At 48.8% G+C, this 20,299-nt stretch carries 24 protein-coding genes; all 24 read left to right on the top strand.

Annotated elements, in window-relative coordinates; translation table 11 throughout:
* The coding region (uvrA, locus tag M0R35_05830; GenBank protein ID MCK9595180.1) for an excinuclease ABC subunit UvrA at window positions 1–1,348 on the top strand (1,348 nt) is incomplete at its 5' end.
* Window positions 1,349–1,355: 7 nt separating this feature from the next.
* Window positions 1,356–3,851, top strand: coding sequence for a tetratricopeptide repeat protein (locus tag M0R35_05825; protein MCK9595179.1), 2,496 nt, complete (start codon window positions 1,356–1,358; stop codon window positions 3,849–3,851).
* A 36-nt stretch (window positions 3,852–3,887) separates the two neighbouring features.
* On the top strand, window positions 3,888–4,520 hold the full coding sequence (locus tag M0R35_05820; protein MCK9595178.1) for a MotA/TolQ/ExbB proton channel family protein: 633 nt from the start codon (window positions 3,888–3,890) through the stop codon (window positions 4,518–4,520).
* Window positions 4,520–4,921, top strand: coding sequence for a biopolymer transporter ExbD (locus tag M0R35_05815; GenBank protein ID MCK9595177.1), 402 nt, complete (start codon window positions 4,520–4,522; stop codon window positions 4,919–4,921). The genes M0R35_05820 and M0R35_05815 overlap by 1 nt, the downstream gene beginning before the upstream one ends.
* On the top strand, window positions 4,918–5,547 hold the full coding sequence (locus tag M0R35_05810; GenBank protein ID MCK9595176.1) for a hypothetical protein: 630 nt from the start codon (window positions 4,918–4,920) through the stop codon (window positions 5,545–5,547). Before M0R35_05815 ends, M0R35_05810 begins: the two co-directional genes overlap by 4 nt.
* A gap of 2 nt (window positions 5,548–5,549) precedes the next feature.
* Window positions 5,550–5,771 carry a hypothetical protein gene (locus tag M0R35_05805; protein MCK9595175.1) on the top strand — a complete coding sequence of 74 codons (222 nt, stop codon included), beginning with the start codon at window positions 5,550–5,552 and terminating at the stop codon, window positions 5,769–5,771.
* A 46-nt stretch (window positions 5,772–5,817) separates the two neighbouring features.
* Window positions 5,818–6,024 (top strand): winged helix-turn-helix domain-containing protein, encoded by a 207-nt coding sequence (locus M0R35_05800; protein ID MCK9595174.1) that lies wholly within the window; start codon window positions 5,818–5,820, stop codon window positions 6,022–6,024.
* Between the two features lie 8 nt (window positions 6,025–6,032).
* The gene (locus M0R35_05795) at window positions 6,033–6,452 is read left to right on the top strand and encodes a hypothetical protein (protein ID MCK9595173.1); all 420 of its coding nucleotides are present in this window, start codon (window positions 6,033–6,035) and stop codon (window positions 6,450–6,452) included.
* 189 nt (window positions 6,453–6,641) lie between these two features.
* Window positions 6,642–6,833, top strand: coding sequence for a helix-turn-helix domain-containing protein (locus tag M0R35_05790; protein MCK9595172.1), 192 nt, complete (start codon window positions 6,642–6,644; stop codon window positions 6,831–6,833).
* 1 nt (window position 6,834) lies between these two features.
* Window positions 6,835–8,388 carry a pilus assembly protein PilM gene (gene pilM / locus M0R35_05785; GenBank protein ID MCK9595171.1) on the top strand — a complete coding sequence of 518 codons (1,554 nt, stop codon included), beginning with the start codon at window positions 6,835–6,837 and terminating at the stop codon, window positions 8,386–8,388.
* Between the two features lies 1 nt (window position 8,389).
* Entirely contained in the window at window positions 8,390–8,911 is a 522-nt protein-coding gene (locus M0R35_05780) for a type 4a pilus biogenesis protein PilO (GenBank protein ID MCK9595170.1), read from the top strand.
* 9 nt (window positions 8,912–8,920) lie between these two features.
* The gene (locus tag M0R35_05775; protein ID MCK9595169.1) at window positions 8,921–9,520 is read left to right on the top strand and encodes a hypothetical protein; all 600 of its coding nucleotides are present in this window, start codon (window positions 8,921–8,923) and stop codon (window positions 9,518–9,520) included.
* A 59-nt stretch (window positions 9,521–9,579) separates the two neighbouring features.
* A complete protein-coding gene (locus M0R35_05770) occupies window positions 9,580–11,136 on the top strand; it encodes a hypothetical protein (protein ID MCK9595168.1) in 1,557 nt (518 codons plus the stop codon).
* The gene (gene tadA / locus M0R35_05765; GenBank protein ID MCK9595167.1) at window positions 11,136–12,857 is read left to right on the top strand and encodes a Flp pilus assembly complex ATPase component TadA; all 1,722 of its coding nucleotides are present in this window, start codon (window positions 11,136–11,138) and stop codon (window positions 12,855–12,857) included. Before M0R35_05770 ends, tadA begins: the two co-directional genes overlap by 1 nt.
* 1 nt (window position 12,858) lies before the next feature.
* Window positions 12,859–14,106: a type II secretion system F family protein gene (locus M0R35_05760; protein MCK9595166.1), complete on the top strand. Its 1,248-nt coding sequence runs from the start codon at window positions 12,859–12,861 to the stop codon at window positions 14,104–14,106.
* A gap of 65 nt (window positions 14,107–14,171) precedes the next feature.
* Entirely contained in the window at window positions 14,172–14,591 is a 420-nt protein-coding gene (locus M0R35_05755) for a prepilin-type N-terminal cleavage/methylation domain-containing protein (GenBank protein MCK9595165.1), read from the top strand.
* 53 nt (window positions 14,592–14,644) lie between these two features.
* Complete coding sequence (locus M0R35_05750; protein MCK9595164.1) at window positions 14,645–15,064, top strand: prepilin-type N-terminal cleavage/methylation domain-containing protein; 420 nt, start codon at window positions 14,645–14,647, stop codon at window positions 15,062–15,064.
* A 56-nt stretch (window positions 15,065–15,120) separates the two neighbouring features.
* Window positions 15,121–15,540: a prepilin-type N-terminal cleavage/methylation domain-containing protein gene (locus M0R35_05745; protein MCK9595163.1), complete on the top strand. Its 420-nt coding sequence runs from the start codon at window positions 15,121–15,123 to the stop codon at window positions 15,538–15,540.
* Between the two features lie 22 nt (window positions 15,541–15,562).
* A complete protein-coding gene (locus M0R35_05740; GenBank protein ID MCK9595162.1) occupies window positions 15,563–15,958 on the top strand; it encodes a prepilin-type N-terminal cleavage/methylation domain-containing protein in 396 nt (131 codons plus the stop codon).
* A gap of 20 nt (window positions 15,959–15,978) precedes the next feature.
* Window positions 15,979–16,377: a hypothetical protein gene (locus tag M0R35_05735; protein MCK9595161.1), complete on the top strand. Its 399-nt coding sequence runs from the start codon at window positions 15,979–15,981 to the stop codon at window positions 16,375–16,377.
* A gap of 104 nt (window positions 16,378–16,481) precedes the next feature.
* Window positions 16,482–16,865, top strand: a complete 384-nt coding sequence (locus tag M0R35_05730) for a prepilin-type N-terminal cleavage/methylation domain-containing protein (protein ID MCK9595160.1) — start codon at window positions 16,482–16,484, stop codon at window positions 16,863–16,865.
* Window positions 16,849–17,439, top strand: a complete 591-nt coding sequence (locus M0R35_05725) for a prepilin-type N-terminal cleavage/methylation domain-containing protein (protein ID MCK9595159.1) — start codon at window positions 16,849–16,851, stop codon at window positions 17,437–17,439. The genes M0R35_05730 and M0R35_05725 overlap by 17 nt, the downstream gene beginning before the upstream one ends.
* 9 nt (window positions 17,440–17,448) lie before the next feature.
* Window positions 17,449–19,968: a hypothetical protein gene (locus M0R35_05720; GenBank protein ID MCK9595158.1), complete on the top strand. Its 2,520-nt coding sequence runs from the start codon at window positions 17,449–17,451 to the stop codon at window positions 19,966–19,968.
* Between the two features lie 2 nt (window positions 19,969–19,970).
* The coding region (locus M0R35_05715) for a glycosyltransferase family 2 protein (GenBank protein ID MCK9595157.1) at window positions 19,971–20,299 on the top strand (329 nt) is incomplete at its 3' end.

The raw sequence follows: 20,299 nt of genomic DNA, 5'->3' as shown, positions 1-20,299 counted from the left end.
TACCCAGGTAGGCTCGGGGCTGGTCGGGGTGCTTTATATACTGGATGAGCCCAGCATCGGCCTGCATCCCCGTGATACCGCTAAACTTATATTGACCCTTAAGGCTTTGCGCGACCTGGGAAATACCCTGATCCTGGTGGAGCATGATGAGTCGGTGATCCGCAGCGCGGATTATGTGGTGGACCTGGGGCCCGGAGCCGGAAGGCACGGGGGCGAAGTGATCTTTGCCGGAACAAAAGACGCCTTGCTGAAAGACCGCAATTCCCTTACAGCCGGGTATATGAACGGGGTAATGAAAGTGGCAATACCTTCGGCCCGCCGGCAATGGAGAAATAATAAATTTCTGGAGATAAAAGGGGCGGTTGAGCATAACCTTAAGAATATCGACGTTAAATTTCCTTTAGGCGTTTTTAACTGCGTTACCGGAGTGTCCGGGTCAGGCAAATCCACACTGATCTCGGATATCCTTTACAAGGAATTGATGCGCCAGTTATATAATTCCCGGGAAAAGCCCGGGGCTTTCAAGAAGATCAACGGGCTGGAGCATATCGACAAGGTGATCATGGTGGACCAGGAGCCTATTGGAAGGACCCCGCGCTCCAATCCGGTAACTTATACCGGGGTCTTTAGCCTGATCCGGGACCTTTTTAGCCGGTTACCGGAAGCCAGGGCCAAGGGGTTCAAGCCCGGGCGTTTTTCGTTCAATGTAAAAGGCGGCCGCTGCGAAGCCTGCACCGGAGACGGGATAAAAAAGATCGAGATGCATTTTTTGCCGGATGTTTATGTCAAATGCGATGTTTGTAAAGGAAGGCGTTTTAACGAGGCGACCCTGGGCGTGAAATACAAAGGCAAGTCCATCGCCGATATACTGGAGATGACGGTAGAAGACGCGTTAGCCGTTTTTGACAATATCCCGCGGATCAAAAATACGCTGAGTACCCTTTTTGAGGTGGGCTTAGGATATGTACAATTGGGGCAATCCGCCACTACTTTATCCGGAGGAGAGGCCCAGAGGATCAAGCTGGCGGCTGAGTTGAGCCACAGGTCTACCGGTAAGACATTATATATATTGGATGAGCCGACCACCGGCCTGCATTTCGCGGATGTGGCCAAGCTTCTGGATGTCCTGCAAAAGCTGGTTGATCTGGGCAATACAGTGATAGTCATCGAGCATAACCTGGAGGTGGTCAAATCCGCGGACCATATAATAGACCTGGGCCCGGAAGGCGGGGACCGCGGGGGGTATCTGGCCGCCAGCGGAAGCCCGGAGGATATCTGCGGCGTCAAGAATTCATATACGGGGGAGTTCCTCATAAACGTATTGAAAAATAACCGGAAAGTGATATAGTGAGACCATGAAAATAAAATCCCTGTTCAAGAGCTCTATTTGCGGTATTTTTATCGCGACTGCGTCTTTTTTTATCCTGTCCCAGGCTGCCGCTCCCAGGGTTCTTTTGGCCGAAGACAATTCCCGGGAGGCGGAGGCTTTGTTCGTGGCCCAGAAGGCTTTTGAAGACGGGTTCTACGATGTGTGCTTGTCGCTTCTGGAGCGTTACCTGAGGAATTACCCGGCTTCATCAAAAGTGGCCCAGGTTAATCTTTTGACCGGCAGGTGTTATTTCCACCAGAACAAGTTCCTGGAGGCGTTGAAGAAGTTTGAGGAGGTGTTCGACCTGCCCGGCGGCAAAGACATAAAGGACGCGGTCTTTTACTGGATCGCCGAGGTCAATTTTCGGGGGAATAATTTTTCCCGGGCGGCGTCTTATTATAAGATGATCATAGACGGATTCCCTGATTCGGCGTACGCGGTATCCGCGTATTATTCCCTTGGCTGGTGCCTTTTTCAAGAGCAAAAGTTCCGCGAGGCGCTGGAGAGCTTCAAGACCGTGGAAGAAAAGTTTCCCATGCATCCCCAGGTGCAGGAAGCGACTTTTAAGGTCATTGAATGCCTTTATAACCTCAAGGATTATTCCGGGCTTAAGGATAAGTTGAAGGCGCACCTGAAGAATTACAGCCGGGATAACCTGAAAACCGCCTATCTCTATTTTTATCTGGCTGAAGCGGAATATTACCTGGGTAATCTCAATGACGCGGTAGACGCGTATTCCCGGGTGGTCAGCGCTACTGACGATGTTAAGATCCAAGCCTTGTCCCGGCTGGGTATGGGCTGGGCGTATTTGAAGCTAAAACAGTATGAACAGGCTGAAGGTTCATTCAAGTTGATCCCGGCGGATTCTCTGGAAAAGCACAGCCAGGACGCTTTATCGCTGGGCCGGGCGATCCTTTATTTCGATACCGGTAAATTCCAGGAGTCAAAAGAGACATATGCGCGGTTGATCGAGAGCACGAATGACCCGGTCACCCTGGTCCAGGCATACCTGGGCAAGGCGGATTCGCTTTACAGCCTGGGAGAATACAAGGGCTCGGCAGCGGCATACCTGGAGGCGTCCGATAAAGTATCAGATGGGTCCATTCCCGCTGAAATGATCGACAAATTGCATTACGGCCTGGCCTGGGCTTATCTGAAAGACGGGCAGTTCAAAGAGGCGATAACCGAATTTAAAAAGATCGTAAGCTTGAGCGAGGACAAAATAATCAAGATCAGCGCGCTCTGCCAGATCGGGGACGCCTATCAGGATTCAGGGGATTACGTCAAGGCGCAGGAGACCTATGACAGCATATTAAGGGATTATCCGGACAGCTTTTATGGGGATTATGTCCAGTATCAGCTGGGTTTATCCATGCTCAAGCTTTCCAATTATGAGGGCGCGGTTTTAAGTTTCCTGAATTTCAAGCGCAATTTCCCGTCTTCGACGCTTTTGGATGACGCCTCATACGCGCTGGGACTGGCTTATTTTCAAAAGCAGGATTATAATTCCAGCAAAGAGATATTCCTGAAGTTCCAGGAGGGATTCCCCCAGAGCAATCTCGCCTCTCAGGCGATGTATCTTCTGGGGACCAGTTTTTATAATTTGGCTGATTTTGCCCGGGCGATCGAGGTCTTTAAGAACATAATCAGGATATACGGCCAGGATATCGAGCTGGTGCAAAGGTGCGAGTATGAAATAGCGGATTCTTATTCCCAGATGGGCAACGATAAAGAAGCGATGTCCAGGTTCAACAGCCTGCGGGCCAAGTACCCGGATTCGGCGCTGACCCCGGCGATAATCTGGTGGCTGGGCGAATTTTATTACCGGCAGAACGACCTGAACCTGGCGAAAAGATATTTTTCCGCTTTGATCCGCGATTTTCCCAAAAGCAACCTTACATCCGACGCGTATTACGCGCTGGGGTCGATCTATGCCGAGGAAGGCAAATATCCGGAAGGGGTGGGCAATTTTGAAAAGGTGATAGGCCTGGCCAAATCCGAACTTGCCGGACAGGCGGAAATAGCCATCGCCGACATATACGCCAGGCAGGAAAAGCTCGATCTGGCGGTCAGCATATATAAGGAGAAGATCAAGGAATACCCCAATCTGGCGCATTTGATATATCCAAGGATAGGTGATATTTTTTCCCGGATGGGTAAATATGACGAGGCCTTGATCGCCTACTATAAGAGCCTTGATCTGGTCCCTCTGCGCCAGGTCCCCCAGATCCGCTTTAAGATAGCCGAGATGCTCCAATCCCAGGGGAAGAACCAGGATGCGGTCGAAGAGTATCTGAAGGTCACCTACCTGGATACCCGGAACGCGGAGTTGGGGATAAAGTCTTTTTTAAGAGTGGCCAAGATATACGAGGATTCCGATAAATTCGCGGAAGCGGTTAATATATATAAAAAGGTGGCAGAGATCGGCGTTCCGGAATCCAAGTTCGCGCAGGAGCGGATCGAGGCTTTAAAGACGCAATAGCGCTGACCGCAATGGCCGTTTATTAAGGAGGCGTTGATGGACCTTTACAATATGAGCTTGTGGCAGTTGTTCCTGGCAGGGGGCGCGATGATGTGGCCTATTCTTGCCTGTTCGGTCATTGCATTTGGCGTGATTATTGAGCGCGTATGCTACCTGCGCAGGCTGAAGATCGACATCCACAGCCTGCTTTCCGCTGTGCTGGACCGGGTAAAGCATCATCAGATAAAAGAGGCTTTGCAGGTCTGCGAAAAAACCGACCATCCGGTAGCGCATATCTTGAAAGCGGGGATACTTAAATACGACCGGCCGCGCTCACAGATCAAAGAGGCGATCGAGGACGTATCGTTGTATGAGATCCCCAAGCTGGAGAAGAACATCCCTGTATTGGCGACCATAGCCCATATCTCGCCGCTTCTGGGTTTTTTAGGGACAGGGGTGGGGATGCTCCGTTGTTTCCAGGTCATCCAGGCCAAGGCCACGCTTTTGCGCCCTGTCCCGGTGAGCGACCTGGCTTCAGGGGTGTGGGAGGCTTTGTTGACCACGATCGCCGGGCTCCTGGTCGCCGTACCTGTTTTTGCGGCATATAATTACCTGGTCAGCCGGGTTAACGGCATTATCCTGGAAATGGAGAGAGCTTCCACTGAACTGGTCAATTTTCTGAGCGAATAATGAGATTTAAAAGGCATTTAAAACTGGAAAAAAGGCTGAGTTTGATCGAGGTTGCGCCTTTGATCGATGTGGTATTCCTTCTTTTGATCTTTTTCATGCTCAGCTCGAATTTTACCGCGCTTTCAACGACGAAGTTGGTTTTGCCGGGTATGGTTACCGGATATACCCTGGGATTTCATCCTGCGCAGATAATCATAGGCTCTGACGGCAGTGTTTATCTGGACGGTTATCGATCCGGGTTAGAGGACTTAAAAGCATACCTTAAGGAAATAGCGCAGAGGAGATCCGCTGTTTTGATCAAGGCGCAGCAGGGCGCGGTATTTTCTGAAGTAATCAAGATCTGGGATCTTTGTCGGGATAACGGAATATCACGGATAAGCATAGCGACTGACCGCGAATGACAACCGTCAATCTCAAAAACACGCTTTTGTGCTCTTTGGCGGGGCATATCCTGGCTTTAAGCCTTTTTACGTTATCTTTGGGCAAAGACCCTATGAAATTGGATTACGGCACTTTGATATTCTGGGGCGATATCCTTCCAGCCGCAGACCTGGCATTCCGGGCTTCAGGCAGGAAAGCGGACGCCATTGGTTTGTCTGAAAATGCTTCCGGGGTCAGCTTTCTGCGGATATCTAACCATGAGTCCCGGTCAGCGGACATAAAATATAATCTTAAGCCATTTGCGCGTTTTGCTTCTTTGGAGCAGGATAAGCCGGTGATGCTTCAGGAAGCCCCGGCGGTGTTCGCTATGCCGGCGAGGAAAGACTCGCCGCTTATATTCCATCCTCTTTTGCCTTATCAGCTGCAGCTGTATTTTCGTGACCGGCAGACAGTGCATATAGAGCTTATGTTTAATATAATATCCGGTAAAAGGAATAAGGCTATCGCGGTAAAGCGTAAAATATCTTCGGGTAATCTTGAGGCTGACCTTTTATGCCTGAGATATATCAGCCATTATCTTTTCATACAGCAGGCGCGGTTTGCCCCGAACAACTGGCAGCCGGCCAAGATAGACCTCTCAAAATAAATATGATAAGGATCGATTTTACGCTGGCTATAGCGATCTATCTGATAATCGCGATCTCTGTTGTGTTCTTTTTATGGCTTACCGGCAACCGGCAGAAAGAAAAAGAGCTTTTTCTCGACCAGAAGTTTATCTGGTTTTGCTCGGTATGCACATATACCTATATAAATACAAAAGAGGAAAGCATCTCCGTATGCCCTCGGTGCGCAAGCTTTAACAAAAAATGATTGACACAATCGGTTTTGTATTTACAATACAGTCAGGAGGTCGAAAATGATTACCGAAATAGGCATAATCGCCGGAGAGATATGGCATTTTCTGGATAATAACGGGGAGGTGCCGTTGAATACCCTGGTAAAAGGAATATCTAAACCCCGGGAAGAGGTGTTGATGAGCCTGGGATGGCTGGCCAGGGAAGGGCATGTTGTGGTCCGCAAGTGTGACGGCGAGTATACTGCGGCTTTAAGAAAAAACGGATAGCTTTCCAAATGAACACTACCAATAGGAAAGGCATAGCGTTATATTTGGTGTTGGCCGTTATTCTTGTAGTAGTGATCCTCTCCAACGTAATATTAAACCTTATTTCCAACCAAAGCCAGCTCACATACAAGCAAACCAGGCGTATCCAGGCTTTTTATGCCGCTAAGGCGGGAATACAACTGGCCATAGCCAGCCTTCAAAAGAATAATCCTAATTGGGCTACGGGAACAGGCAATTCTTTTACCCGGGTGATCTGCCGCCAGGCAACCGGAGTATTCCCTTGCACTACCGCGAACCTGGTTTCGCCGAATATGACTGATATGGAGTTTCCCGTATCTATAAATTATATCCAGATCACCGTGGGGCCGTATAACAGCTCTTTGGGCAGGCGGCAAATAAACGCTACAGTGAATTATACCGCAAGTTAATCCCTTCTTTTTCTGTTTTTATTCTCTGAATCCCCCGAGTAAGTCTAAGTAAGTTGGAGTAATATCATAGATATAAACATAGTAATGTTATGTTATTTTATAAAATTTTTTAAAAAACACTTGACAACAATGAAAGATTATGTTCTAATTAAAACAATCGTAATTTAACGCTATCTAAATAGACGCCATATGTCAAGATTAATGAACATTGAGGAGTTGGCTGATTACCTGAGGATCCAGAAGCAGACGATCTATAACTGGCTTAATCAGGGCAAGATATCCGGGATCAAAGTCGGGGGAGTCTGGCGCTTTGACCGCAAGGATATCGATGATTGGCTGCGCAGCCGAAGAAGAAATTCTAAGATAGGAGCTATGCGATAAGATGAGCGTTCTAGGTATTTATTTCGGCCCCGGAGGCATACATCTGGTGGAAACTGACGGCAAGCGCGTGCTTAATAATATCAAGATACTCGCGCAAAGATTCTCCGCCAGCGATTCCGAATTCAAGGTCCCGGATGGCGTGCGTATGGCTACGGTCATTAAGGAAGAATTGAGCAAGAACCAGATAGCGGTAAAAGAGGCGAATATCGTTCTTTTAGGCCGCGACCTGATCGTTCGGACATTTCATATGCCGGTTTTGCCGCAAAACGAGCTCTATAACGCGGTGCGGTTCGAAGCGAAGAAGTATATACCGTTCAAGGTGGAAGACCTGGTCTCTGATTTTCAGACCCAGTTTGACAAATCCAACCACAAGAACTTCATTCTTTTCGTAGGGATAAAGAAGGAAAGCCTGGATAAATACCTCTCTGTTTTTACCCAGTTGGGTATCAAGGTGAATTCTATAGAGTATGCCGGTTACAGCATTTTGCGGCTGCTCAAATTGGCCAAGCTCAGGGAAAGCGGCATTGTGGCGGTGGTTAACGCCGACCTGGCTGCGGAGGACGAGGTTAATTTCATTGTTCTGGAGAACGGGTTCCCGTTATTCAGCCGGGATATTATTTTAGGAGGCGAATCCGCGGCTATGGCGGTTCAGCCGCAGCAGCCGCTACCGGTAAGCCTGGTGGATAATTTGGAGAAGTTGAAGGTGGAGTTGCGCATATCTTTTGATTTCTATCTGCGTAAATTCCCTACAAAAAATATCAAAAACGTGGTTTTTATCTCTTCTGAGGAATATCGCGCAGAGCTCGAGGCGTTCATTAAGGAAAGAGGATTGAATGTCCAGTTTGTCGCCTCTAAGAAGTTTGTCGATATCAAGACGCCTTTTTCATTAAGCTTTTTCAAGGCCTATGCCAGTTCCCTGGCAAAGGTCATCAAGACCAATATCAAAGTGGATCTGCTTCCTCAGAAGAAGAAGGGGTACGGTAAGCCCGGGGAAGGCGCGGGTTTATTTGATATGTCTTCTTTGGCCGAACTTAAGATAAACAGCAGAATGGTCCTTTTGGGCCTGATTATTATCGTATTGCCGTTCCTGGCGGACTTTTACCTTAAAAAACCGGTCAAGGAGGAATTGGTCCAGATAATTAATTCCCGCGAGCAGGTGCCGTCCGTGTCAGCGACTATGAGTTATGGGGATCTGACCAATGTGCTCAACCAATACCAGCAGAAGCTTAAGGTTATCAAGGATCTCTTACGCAGGCGTATTTTCATTACCGAGCCCTTGGACGCCTTGCCCAGGGTGTTGCCGCGCGGGATCTGGCTCAACGAGATAACATTTAAGAGCGCCGACCGCAAGCTGGTTTTGAATTTGCAGGGGTCGGTATATCTTGATGACAGCGATCAGGAATTCCTGATGATAAACAAGTTTTTGGGCGATCTGCAAGGTAACAGCGTTTTTAGCAAGCATTTCAGCTCGATGAATATAGTTTCGATGGACCAGAGTAGTTCCGAACGAGGCGGGTCGATGACTAACTTTGTAATTGTCTGCAGGAGCGAATGATATGAGTACTGATGCCTTAATGAAGAAGGCCCAGGGAAACATCCTTAATCTGGCGATAGTCGGGGTTTGTATCTTTGTCGCTTTTAACATTTACCGCGGTAAAGAGGGCGAACTGAATTTGTTGAAAGAGGAGCGCGACAATGAAGTCAAAAAGAACGAGATCCTGCAGGGCATAAATAAACTGCAGAATAATATCCGGATAATAAAAGACGACGTCAACAATAAGGCTATTTCCGAGGTGATCAGCAAGTTGGGCAACATAGCGCGGGAAACCCAGGTTAAGATCACTTTTATCAAACCTCAAAACGAAGTGTTCCCTTCAGGGGGGGGGTATATAAAATATCCGTTCGAGCTGTCCATAACCACAAATAGTTATCATAAAATGGGCAAGTTCATCAGCAGGATCGAGAAATCCCCGGAGATCTATAATATCGACGATCTATCTATAGTTTCTAATCCCAAGGCCGTGGAGGACAAGATCTCGGCCAGGATCTCGGTAAGCACTATTCTTATCAAGGATTAAAGGATGATTATGAAGGTAAAAAACGTTTTTTTGTTCATTATGATCATATGCTGGACGGTGTCGGCGGGGCATAGCCGCGGTTTGTATTTATACGCGCAGACGGATAACGCGGCGGGTCTTAATAGCCCCGCTGTGACCGCGGAGCCGGGAGTCGATTATAGTGCCCAGGATTACCGTGATCCTTTTGATTCCAACCTCGATGATATCCCGGTCAAGCAACCGGAAGTATCGGTTGAAGTTGCCCAGGACACTGCGGCGATCAAACCCCCGGAAATGAATATCCAGGGCATATTCTGGGGGGGCAGTTACGCCCAGGCGATAATCGATAATAAGGTGGTGAAGGTCGGCGATAGCATTAAAGGCGCCAAGATAACCGTTATATCCAAAGACGGCATAAAAATACTTTTTTCAGGGAAAGATTTTAATCTATCCGCTCCGGGAGCGAGCTCTCAGGCTTTAGCAAAAACAGCGGATAAAAAGAAGAAGCTCCGGAGATCTGTCGGGAAAAGAGGCGAAAAAGAGGTAAAGAAGACAATAGGTAATTCTGAAGCGGAAGAAGGCGATACTGATCGGGCGCCCCAGGATGCCCCTGCGGGAGACGCGGAATGAACGGAATAATAATTAAAGGACCTGTGAGAATATTTGAGAAAACCAAAAGGAGGCGATCGATGAAGAGCCGTTTTAGACTATTCGTTTTAACCTGGATTTTTTCCTTTTTTTTATTCCCCCCTTCGGTTTTGAACGCGGCAGATAAACTGCCGTCTCTGGATACCGGGCAGAGCATCTCTATGGACCTGCAAAACGCGAATCTTAAAGATGTGCTTAAGATATTCTCCATACAATCCGGGCTTAATTTTATCGCCTCGGAGAATGTGGAAGACCGCCAAGTCACCCTTTATCTGGATAAGGTCCCGATAAAAGATGCGATGAACAGGCTTTTTGAGGCTAATAATCTGACTTATTCCTATGATAAGGCCTCGAATATCTTCATTGTCCAGTATTGGGGCGAGCCGCAGATAAATACGATCACCAAGATATATAAATTGAAATATCGCTCTGTGTCGAGCTCTAATCTGGAGAAGGAAAAAATGGATTTGTTCGAGGAGGGGCTTTTTTCGCAGAATCAGACGGATGATGAGTCTGATTCCACTTCGTCATCCAGAAACAACTCCGATACGGCGCAAACCGAGGCGGATATAACCGGTTCGGTCAAGCAGGTGCTTAGTTCGAACGGAAAGCTTAACGAGGACAGCCGGACCAACAGCCTGATAATTACCGATATCCCCAGCCGTTTCCCGGTCATTGAAGAGGTCCTTGCTGCCCTGGATGTCCCGCAGCCTCAGGTAATGCTGGAAGTGGAGATGCTCGACGTCAATAAGAACACAATGGATGAGATCGGTTTCAACATCGGCGACCTGGATTCCCCGAATCCTTTGACGATAATGTGGCCGCAGGGGTTTGCGTTATCCAAACTGGATTATTATCTCGGAGATTCCACCAAGGCAAACTCAGCGGGAGCGGTTACCCTGGGCACCAAATATAGTATGCTGCTGGATTTTATGATCCAGCAAAGCGATACTAAGTTCCTGGCCCGGCCGAGGATCCTTACCTTGAATAACGAGACCGCGGAGATCGGCGTAACCAAGGATACGATCGTCAGCGTGAAGAGCACCCGCACAACGGACGCTTCGGGAAATCCGATAGTCGATACTGAGTATGAAAGAGCCACTTCTTTGGCGCTTACCCCGGAAGGCATAGGTATATTCCTGAGGGTCACCCCGCAGATAAACTTGGATTCTAACGAGATCACCATGGTCATCAATCCTAAAACCAGCTCTGCCACTCAAAGCGAGAGCGTGGCTGATGAAGTCGCGCTTGACCCTGAGGTCAGAAGCACCAAGTCCATAGTAAAGATAAAAGACGGGGAGACCGTGGTTTTGGGCGGGTTGATCCATCATGAGAAATCGGTAATAAAAAGGAAGGTACCGCTTTTAGGCGATATCCCGTTATTGGGCGCGTTGTTCCGGCATAAATCCACCGACAAGAACTTAGAGCGGGAACTTTTGGTTTTTATCACCCCGCATATAGTAAGGGATCCGAATATCCGGCTGGCGCAAAATACCCTGGCTGAACCGCTGTCCCAGCCCCTTGCGCCCGCCAATGAGGAACAGCGAAAAGTCGAAATAAACAAGATCCTTAATGTTTTTGACGAGAAAAAGAATTAATGGGAACTGAAAAATACCTTAAATTAGGCGAACTTCTTATTAAAGAAGGCTTGATCACCAAGGCGGACCTGGATAAGGCGTTCGCCTCCCAGAAGAAGGATGGCGGCCGTCTGGGCGAGGTGATCGTGAAACTGGGGATCATCAAGGAGGAGGATATTGTCCGGCTCCTCGCCAAGCAGATGGGCATACCTTATTGCAGCCTGGGCACGGGTATGTTGAAACCTGCCGCCGACCAGAAGCTGGAAGCGTTCATCCCTCATGATTTCGCCTATAAGAATTTCGTCCTGCCGTTAATGCATACTATGAAATCTTTAACGGTGGCTATGTGCGACCCGCTGGATCTTTTCCTTATCGATAATCTCCGGAAGCTTACCGGGTGCGAGATCAATCCGGTGATAGCGACAAAATCAGAGATATTGAAATCCATCGAGGATTTTTACGGCAAGTCTTCAATGCTGAAAGACGCGGTAAAGGCTTCTTATGATGTCGGCGCCACCTATGACATAGCGGAATCCGCCGAAAACACTGAAGAAGAGCTTAGCCTGGATAAATTAGTGGCCAAGGCGGAAGAGGCGCCGGTGGTCAAATTGGTGGATTTGATCATCCGACAGGCGATCAATGAGCGGGCCTCGGACATACATATCGAGCCTTTTAAAGACAGGATATCCCTGCGCTACCGTATCGACGGAAAACTTTTCGAGATACCGCCGCCGGCAAAGCACCTGCATATGGCGATAATCTCGCGCGTAAAAATATTAGCCAAGCTGGATATCGCCGAAAAGAGGCTGCCTCAGGACGGCGCGATCCTGGCTAAGATAGACGATCGGGCGGTCGATCTGAGAGTTTCTACGGTGCCGACGATATACGGCGAGAAAGCGGTATTGAGGATCCTGGATAAGGGCGCATCTATATTGGACATAAAGCAGTCGGGGTTTGAGCCGAAACAACTTGAGGATTTGCGCAAGGCCACAAGTTCCCCGTACGGCCTTATTTTGGTTACCGGCCCGACCGGAAGCGGAAAGTCCACTACGCTTTATGCGTTATTGAACGAGGTAAAAAGCCCTACCCGCAACATTGTGACTGTGGAGGATCCGGTTGAATATAAAATGGACGGGGTTAATCAGGTGCAGATAAAACCGGATATCGGGCTGACCTTCGCTTCCGCATTGCGCAGTTTTTTGAGGCAGGATCCGGATGTTATGCTTGTCGGGGAGGTGCGCGACCTGGAGACCGCGGAGATCTGCCTGCGCAGCGCATTGACCGGGCATCTTGTTTTAAGCACGATACATACCAATGACGCTCCTTCGGCGGTAAACCGCCTTATGGATATAGGGATCGAACCGTATTTGATCACTCCGTCTTTATTATGCGTCGTCGGACAGCGCTTGATCCGCAGGCTTTGCCCGGATTGCAAAGAGGCGTATGAGCCTACAGCGGATGAGCTCAGAGAGGCGAATATACGGGCGGATCTTTTATATAAACCCAAGGGATGCCCCAAGTGCAATCATATAGGCTATCGTGGTAGGATCTGCGTCGCCGAGGTTATGCTGGTAAACACCCAGATCAGGGAATTGATCAGCCAGAGGGCAAGTTTTCAGAAAATAAAAGAAATAGCCCGCCAGACCGGTATGCAGACATTAGCCGAGTCGGCTTTCAGGAAAGCGGCTGAAGGATTAACGTCGATTGAAGAAGCGGTTTCCGTATCCATAGGAGTGGAATAAAATGCCCAAATATATTTATATTGCCAGGGACAAGATCGGGCAGAAGGTCTCCGGGGCGCAGGATGCCTTGAACGAAGAAGAGTTGATCTCCCGGCTGCAGGGCTCTGACCTGCTGGTCGTAAGCGTTATGCTTGCATCCAAGGAAGGGATGGACAGCCTGGCGATTTCTTCGCAATCCAAGATCGGCTATAAGACCAAGCATCATAGCGGGATAAATAACGCCGACCAGGTGCTTTTTTGCCGGCAGTTGACTACATTGCTGGGAGCGGGTATTACGATATTGAAAAGCCTGGATACCATTTCCAAACAGGTATCCAGCCAGAAATTATTTAAAGCGATCGAGTCGTTGAAGGCCGATATGGAGCAAGGTTTAAGCTTTCATGAGGCCTTGGGAAAGCATCCGAAGATATTTTCCGAGCTTTGGGTCAATCTTGTCGAAAGCGGCGAGGCTTCCGGTAATCTCTCGGTAGTTTTGGATCGTCTGGCCCTTTACCTGGAACGGGATGCCGAGTTCCGCAGTAAAATGATCTCCAGCCTTATATACCCGGCTATATTGTTATTCGCCTCTTTCGGGGCATTGTTTTTCCTGACGATCAAGATCGTCCCTGCGTTTGCCGAGGTATTTAAAAGTTTCAATATTACCATGCCCGCGCCGACGCAGATATTGATAAATCTCAGCGCTTTTATGCGCAAAGGCCTGATTTATATTATCGGCGGGGGCGTCGCTTTTTTCGTGTTATTTAAACGCTATATCAAAACAAAGGACGGCCGCAAAAATTATGAGCAATTCCTGTTTCGTTTGCCGGTCTTCGGGGAATTCTTCCGGGCGATCAATATTGAAAGATTTTCATCGGAAATGTCCACGCTTATCGAGAGCGGCGTTCCGATCCTTTATTCCCTGGAGATCACCGAGCAGAGCGTGGGCAGCGTGATCATCGCCGATATAATCCATGACATAAAGGAGGATGTCCGGGCGGGCAAGCCGTTAAGCCAGCCGCTGGAAAAAAGCGGTTTTTTCGAACCTATGGTCATTCAGATGGTCAGTATCGGCGAAGAGATCGGCGAACTCTCACAGATGTTCAAGAGGATAAACGTGTTCTATCAGGATTACGTGGAAACATTTTTGACCAGGTTCGTGGCGTTATTCGAGCCGTTGATCCTGATATTTATGGGCGTGGTGATCGGTTTGATGGTTATCGGTATGTTCTTGCCTATCTTCCAGTTAAGTAATATGGGAAGCGGCGGTTAAGGCGCAAATAAAGCGGTTGACAATCAATAGTTTCGTTTGTTATACTTAATTAAAAGGAAGTAGGTGTGAAAAGGGGTTTTACGTTAGTCGAGCTTTTGATCGTTATCATAATCGTGGGCATACTTGCCACAGTCGGCTTTACCCAGTATACTGATGTGGTGGAGCGGTCCCGCGGAGCTGAGGCTAAAAAGATCCTGGGACAGTTACGCACTATGTGCGCCGCCCGGTACATGGGAAGCAGTGTCGCCGAGTGTACCCGGGCTAATCTGGGGATAGGTTCAGGAACTGACTTGATCCCCAGGTATTGCCGGCCTTCGCATTATTTTAGTTATGCTGTCGCGACCAGCGGGTCGTCAGCCTCTTTTACCGCCACCAGATGCACGGCGTCAGGCAAGGCGCCGAACCACGATACAGCGCATACGGTTAGGTTGGCGGTTAATTACGCGACAGGGGCGCATACGTATACCAGCGGCGCCGGATATTAAAATAGGGCTATTGTAGGCCCAGATTAATAGTTCTTTTTAAAAAGGGAGATGGGATGAAAAGAGGTTTTACGCTGGTCGAGTTGTTGATCGTTATCATAATCGTGGGCATACTTGCCACAGTCGGCTTTACCCAGTATACTGATGTAGTGGAAAGGTCCCGCGGCGCGGAAGCTAAGAATGTCCTGGGGCAGTTGCGGAGTTTGTGCGCGGGATTTTATATGGGTAAGGACGCCAACGACTGCACCGCGGCAAATCTCGGTATAGGCACCGGCACTGATCTTATTCCCAGCGCGTGCCGCTCTTCGCATTTCTTCAGCTACGGCGTTACTCCCGCGGCTTCGGCGGCCACGTTCACTGCTACCAGATGCACGGCATCAGGCAAAACGCCGAATCACGGGACAGCGCATACGGTCACCCTGGCGGTAAATTACGCGGCCGGGACGGATACTTATACCAGCGGCGCCGGATATTAAAATCCGGGTTGTTCTAGAAGACAAGTTAAATGGGTTTTTCTAAAAAGGGGGCAGGTATGAAAAGGGGTTTTACGTTAGTCGAGCTTTTGATCGTTATCATAATCGTAGGCATACTCGCTACTGTCGGTTTTACACAGTACACGGACGTAGTGGAAAGATCCCGCGGCGCGGAAGCTAAACAGATCCTGGGACAGTTAAGAAGCCTTTGCGCGGCTCTTTATATGGGTAAGGACGCCACCGACTGCACCGCGGCAAATCTCGGCATAGGCACAGGCAATGATCTGGTGCCCAGCGCGTGCAGGGCTTCGCACTTTTTCAGCTATGGCGTTTCCAACGCCGCTTCGGCAGCTACTTTTACCGCTACCAGATGCACGGCATCAGGCAAAGCGCCGAATCACGGGACAGCGCATACGGTCACCCTGGCGGTAAATTACGCGGCCGGGACGGATACTTATACCAGCGGCGCCGGATATTAAACCGGGTTAACTGTATAGCAAGTTGAGAAATCGTTTTAGGGCGTTTACCATAATCGAATTGATCATCACGGTGATCATCGTCGGCATTTTGGCAACTGTGGGGGTCGGCCAGTACACCGGGACCAGGGAGCAAGCTGTGCGCAGAGAGGCAATGTCTAATCTTGCGCTCATAGCTTCGGCTGAAAAATACTTAAGCCTGCAGGCGGATACGTATAAGAATTATACAAATACGTCTGAGGTCAACAGTAATCTGCGTCTTTCCTTGCCGTTGAACAGCCCGAACTGGAATTATAAAGTTGTGGACGCCAATACTACGGCGTTTACGGCCAAGGCGGGCAGGGTTAAGGATAATAACGCTACAGCCTGGTGCATAAACGCCACTTCCCGGGAAGCTTTTACTGCTGGTTGTGTGTGGTAAATAATATTTAAACCATGATTATGCGAAAAGCTATTTTTGCTTTTACTATCGTTGAGCTGACCGTGGTTTTAATAGTTGTCGGGATCCTGGTTACCCTGGCGATAGGGCAATTCAGCGGTTCCCGGGAACAGGCCTTGAAGAAAGAGGCACAGGCTAATTTGAAACTTATTGCCGCGGCCGAGAAGATCTATAGACTGGAAACGACGGTTTATATGAACCAGACCGACAGTTCCGCTGTTAACAGCAACCTTAAGCTTTCATTGCCGATAACCAATCCTAACTGGAACTATAAGGTTATTGGCGCCAATACTACGACGTTCACGGCCAAGGCCGGCAGGGTCAAGGATAGTAATGTTACTGTATTATGTATTAACCAGACTACCGAAGAGCCGTACAACGGGACTGGTTGCAGTTGGTAGAATGGCCCACGATAAACGCCGGATCATCAAAAAGTGATTACACTGTCCCTGGATTTGCTGTAGTCACTTTTATTTTTATAGGTCTGGTATAAACCGGGAAAAATATGCTTTTTGCGTCCCCGCGAAAGAAGAATAATGGTATTTCGCTGGTGGAGATCTTGGTCGCCATGCTTCTTTTATCGCTGGTGATGATCGGCCTGGTGAATGTTTTTATTACCAGCAAGCGGCTGCTTATGCGCGGGCAATCCAAGATAACCGCTTTAGAGTTCGCCCGTTCCTTCATCGAGCCGCTGAATAACGCGATTAGGCAGGATACTTGGAATAATGCCAATAATGATCTTCGGCTCGGCACTCGGACAGGCCCGTATCAGGTTATTAACGGCATAAATTATACGTCCGTGTATAATGTGACCGACGTGCCGGCCCCTTCGGCCGCTAACCTGCGAAGGGTTAAAGTCGATATGCGCTGGAATGATACAACACCCTAAAAAAGCCGTTACTCTTATTGAATTGTTGATCTGCCTGGTTTTAATGGGCATGGTGATAATGGGTTTTTACAGCATTGAGCTGTTCAGCCATTACCACCTGCTTACCTCTGACCGCCGGGCCAAGCTGCAAAACGATTCTACTTATGTCCTGGAGCATATGGTCAAGAAACTGTCCCTGGCCATAGGCGACAGCGCTCATTCAACTGTAACCAGATATCCTACAGGCCGGGGGATAAGGATAAGGCTGGATACCGGCACTATCCCCGGAACTATAGACGCGAGCGATATGTTCGCGGATTACTGCCTGGTGGATTCGGAGTTAAGATTTTATACTAATACAGTGAGCGCGGCGATGCCTCCGGCCAGCGGTACTTACCAGGTTTTAACAGACAGGGTTGTTCCTGTTAGCGGCTTGGAATTCCAGGGGAATATCGGCACCAACCATATTCTGACCGATAATGTCCTTACGGTAGTTTTATCTTTGCGTTGGTCGCCTGCATTAACCGCCTCTGCGGATAATCCCACTGTGCAAATGCGCACTACTGTTCTTATGCCTGCGGTATCTGCGTCCTGATCCCGACCTATGAAAAATAAATTATTAGCTGTTTTCCTTTTCGCTGCGGTCCTGGGCATTAATGCCTATTTCCGCAGTTTTCCCGCGTATTTCCCCCAGTTGAAATTTCAGGCGGCTCGCATGGCCGCTCAAGAGACGGATCGAAAAGCCGCGAAAGACCTTAACGGAAAATTCCCGGGCTTCTCCGATCTGGCCAAGGCCAGCCTTTTTGAAGTATATAAAGCCGATTATAAGAAAAACGAGGCCGGCAGGATCAAACGGGATACTCAGCAGGAGTACATTAAGCTGAAAGACCGGTACCAGGATAAATACGGCCAGACATATTTGATGGAGCTTGATTGCTGGCATTGGGCAAGGTATGTGGAGAATATATGCAATTACGGACATCCCGGCGATGTGGTAGTGAAAGGCAAACAGCGCGATATGCTGATGCTTGCGCCTAACGGCGAGGACCTGCTGGGATGGAACAGGTTTCTGTTCTATTCGTCGGCTTTTTTGTATAAAACCGTCCGTTTGTTCGGCGATATCCGGCTTTTCGCGTTTCTTTTTTATCTGCCGCTTTTGTTCTTCGCGGTATTCCTGGCGGTTCTGTATATTTTCTGCCTGCGTTTTTACGGGCTTTGGCCCGCTGTTGTTTCCTGCCTGTTCATAGGCTTGTCGCCTATTTTTCTTGCGCGCAGCTGTTGCGGCTGGTTCGACACGGATATCCTGAATCTGCTGTTCCCCCTGGCGGCTGTTTATTTTTATATCCGGTCTTACTGCGAAATGAAATTACGCCGCAGGGCCCTGTTGATCGGCATGGCTTCTTTATTCGTGGGCTTGTTCGCTTCGAACTGGCCCGGATGGGGGATAGTTTTGATGATCCTGGCCGCCTATGAAATATATTCTTTTGCCGACCTTTTTTCCGCTCGCCTGCAATTCAAGGAGGATATATCTAAGGATGTCAAGATCCATTTGATCTCGTCCGGGATATTAGCGGTTTCTACGCTGATTTTTATTCTCACCTTGGCCGGATTAGAGCCTTTACGCGGGATACTGATGAATATAAAGCAACTGCCGATATTGAATGATCCTCTGACAATATCGGTGTGGCCGAATGTTTATTCCACCGTGGGAGAGCTAAAGGCCCCGGATTTCAAGGAGATCGCCGATTCGCTGGGGGGAATGTATCTTTTTATCTGCGCTGTGGCCGGAATGATGGTTATGCTTTTACGCAATAGGTCGTATGACCGGGGAAAGAGGGAATCCGTATTTATGATGGTCATATGGTTCATTATAGTTTTTGTCCTGGCGTCAAAAGGAGTGAGATTTACGGTATTCATGCTTATTCCGATGGGGGTATTATTAGGAGGCGCGGTCACGGAATGCCTGGATTACATTAAATCGCGTAAGGACAGGTTTAGATGGGTCTTTACCGTTGTTTTCGCTGTCGCCGGAGTTGTGGCCGGCGTAGAATTTTGGAACAACGGCTGGAAATCCGCCGGCGCGGTATTCCCGATGATGACTGATTCATGGTACTCCGCGATGACCACGATACGCGATAAAACCCCGGCTGAAGCGATCATTAATTCCTGGTGGGATTACGGCGATTTCTTCAAGGTGGCTGGCAGGCGCAGGGTTATTTTCGACGGCCAATCTCAGAATACGCCTCAGGCCTACTGGATGGCCAGGGTTTTGACGACCAATGACGAGAAAGAGGCAATAGGCATATTGAGGATGCTCAATAACGGCGGCAACCGCGCGTATGAAGAGGTGAATGCCCGGATCAAGGATCCTTTTCAATCGATAATGTTGTTAAATAAGATAATATTAATGGCACCGGAAGAAGGGTTGAGGGAGCTTTATTCGTATTTGTCTCCTTTAGAAGCAAAGAAAGTGGCTGCGGTCATGTACGCAAAACCGGCTCCGGCTTATTTCATCGTGGATTCTTCTATGTTCGGCAAGATGCCGTCTATTTCCTATTTGGGCAATTGGGACCTGGCAAGGGTGTATATCGCCCAGAACGCCTATAAAAAGGATAAAACCGAGATGGTTGAATATTTGTCCGGGAAGCTGGGGATAGATAAGGACCTGGCGCAGCGGCTTTGCCAGGAAGTTCTGTTGCTTCGGCAGGGCGATCTGCAGCGCTGGATATCCCGCAAATACGCCTTTTACGGCCAGGCGGCGGCCGGACAGCTTAAGGATGATCTGGTGTTTTTTGACAACGGTTCGGTATATAATCCGGGGAAACAGGCGTTTTATTCTTATTCGGATAAAGAGGGCAGTTTCCGTACGCCGAAGAATATCCTCGTTTCAAAAAGCGGGGAATCGGTCGAGAAGGTTTATCCGCAGGGCGACCAGAATTTTTCCGCTTTGATAATGGATGAACCGGCGGGGTACCGGATGTGGATGATGAGCCCGGAATTAATGCGCAGCGTATTCGTGCGGTTGAGCTTTCTTAAAGGCGCGGGGATGGCGCATTTTACGCCTTTTACCGAAGAGAACGATGGCGAGCATCATATAGGGGTATTTAAGATCAACTGGCACTGATAATGACTGATCCTGCCGACATAGAGCTATCCGTAGTAATGCCTTGCCTGAATGAAGAGGCCGGCATCGGCACGTGCATTAAGAAAACCCTGGATGTTTTTGCCCGGGACAATATCCGCGGAGAGATAATCGTGGCGGATAACGGCTCGGTCGACCGCTCAATGGAGATCGCGCGGGAATTAGGGGCTAAAGTCGTTCTTGAAGCGCGTCAGGGGTACGGAGCGGCGTATTTGCGGGGATTGGGCGAAGCCAGAGGCAGGTACATAATCATCGGCGACAGCGACAATACCTACGATTTTCGCGATATCCCGAAATTCCTCGCTTTGCTCCG

The sequence above is a fragment of the Candidatus Omnitrophota bacterium genome (assembly GCA_023227985.1).
Taxonomy (GTDB): domain Bacteria; phylum Omnitrophota; class Gorgyraeia; order Gygaellales; family Profunditerraquicolaceae; genus JALOCB01.
The sequence above is the reverse complement of the archived record's forward strand: the minus strand, read 5'-3'. Positions and strand labels throughout refer to the sequence as shown.

Excerpts from the sequence above, each read along its gene's own strand:
- M0R35_05825 (MCK9595179.1), top strand. The coding sequence starts at position 1,356 with ATGAAAATAAAATCCCTGTTCAAGAGCTCTATTTGCGGTATTTTTATC.
- M0R35_05820 (MCK9595178.1), top strand. The coding sequence starts at position 3,888 with ATGGACCTTTACAATATGAGCTTGTGGCAGTTGTTCCTGGCAGGGGGC.
- M0R35_05815 (MCK9595177.1), top strand. The coding sequence starts at position 4,520 with ATGAGATTTAAAAGGCATTTAAAACTGGAAAAAAGGCTGAGTTTGATC.
- M0R35_05810 (MCK9595176.1), top strand. The coding sequence starts at position 4,918 with ATGACAACCGTCAATCTCAAAAACACGCTTTTGTGCTCTTTGGCGGGG.
- M0R35_05805 (MCK9595175.1), top strand. The coding sequence starts at position 5,550 with ATGATAAGGATCGATTTTACGCTGGCTATAGCGATCTATCTGATAATC.
- M0R35_05800 (MCK9595174.1), top strand. The coding sequence starts at position 5,818 with ATGATTACCGAAATAGGCATAATCGCCGGAGAGATATGGCATTTTCTG.
- M0R35_05795 (MCK9595173.1), top strand. The coding sequence starts at position 6,033 with ATGAACACTACCAATAGGAAAGGCATAGCGTTATATTTGGTGTTGGCC.
- M0R35_05790 (MCK9595172.1), top strand. The coding sequence starts at position 6,642 with ATGTCAAGATTAATGAACATTGAGGAGTTGGCTGATTACCTGAGGATC.
- pilM (MCK9595171.1), top strand. The coding sequence starts at position 6,835 with ATGAGCGTTCTAGGTATTTATTTCGGCCCCGGAGGCATACATCTGGTG.
- M0R35_05780 (MCK9595170.1), top strand. The coding sequence starts at position 8,390 with ATGAGTACTGATGCCTTAATGAAGAAGGCCCAGGGAAACATCCTTAAT.
- M0R35_05775 (MCK9595169.1), top strand. The coding sequence starts at position 8,921 with ATGAAGGTAAAAAACGTTTTTTTGTTCATTATGATCATATGCTGGACG.
- M0R35_05770 (MCK9595168.1), top strand. The coding sequence starts at position 9,580 with ATGAAGAGCCGTTTTAGACTATTCGTTTTAACCTGGATTTTTTCCTTT.
- tadA (MCK9595167.1), top strand. The coding sequence starts at position 11,136 with ATGGGAACTGAAAAATACCTTAAATTAGGCGAACTTCTTATTAAAGAA.
- M0R35_05760 (MCK9595166.1), top strand. The coding sequence starts at position 12,859 with ATGCCCAAATATATTTATATTGCCAGGGACAAGATCGGGCAGAAGGTC.
- M0R35_05750 (MCK9595164.1), top strand. The coding sequence starts at position 14,645 with ATGAAAAGAGGTTTTACGCTGGTCGAGTTGTTGATCGTTATCATAATC.
- M0R35_05745 (MCK9595163.1), top strand. The coding sequence starts at position 15,121 with ATGAAAAGGGGTTTTACGTTAGTCGAGCTTTTGATCGTTATCATAATC.
- M0R35_05735 (MCK9595161.1), top strand. The coding sequence starts at position 15,979 with ATGCGAAAAGCTATTTTTGCTTTTACTATCGTTGAGCTGACCGTGGTT.
- M0R35_05730 (MCK9595160.1), top strand. The coding sequence starts at position 16,482 with ATGCTTTTTGCGTCCCCGCGAAAGAAGAATAATGGTATTTCGCTGGTG.
- M0R35_05725 (MCK9595159.1), top strand. The coding sequence starts at position 16,849 with ATGATACAACACCCTAAAAAAGCCGTTACTCTTATTGAATTGTTGATC.
- M0R35_05720 (MCK9595158.1), top strand. The coding sequence starts at position 17,449 with ATGAAAAATAAATTATTAGCTGTTTTCCTTTTCGCTGCGGTCCTGGGC.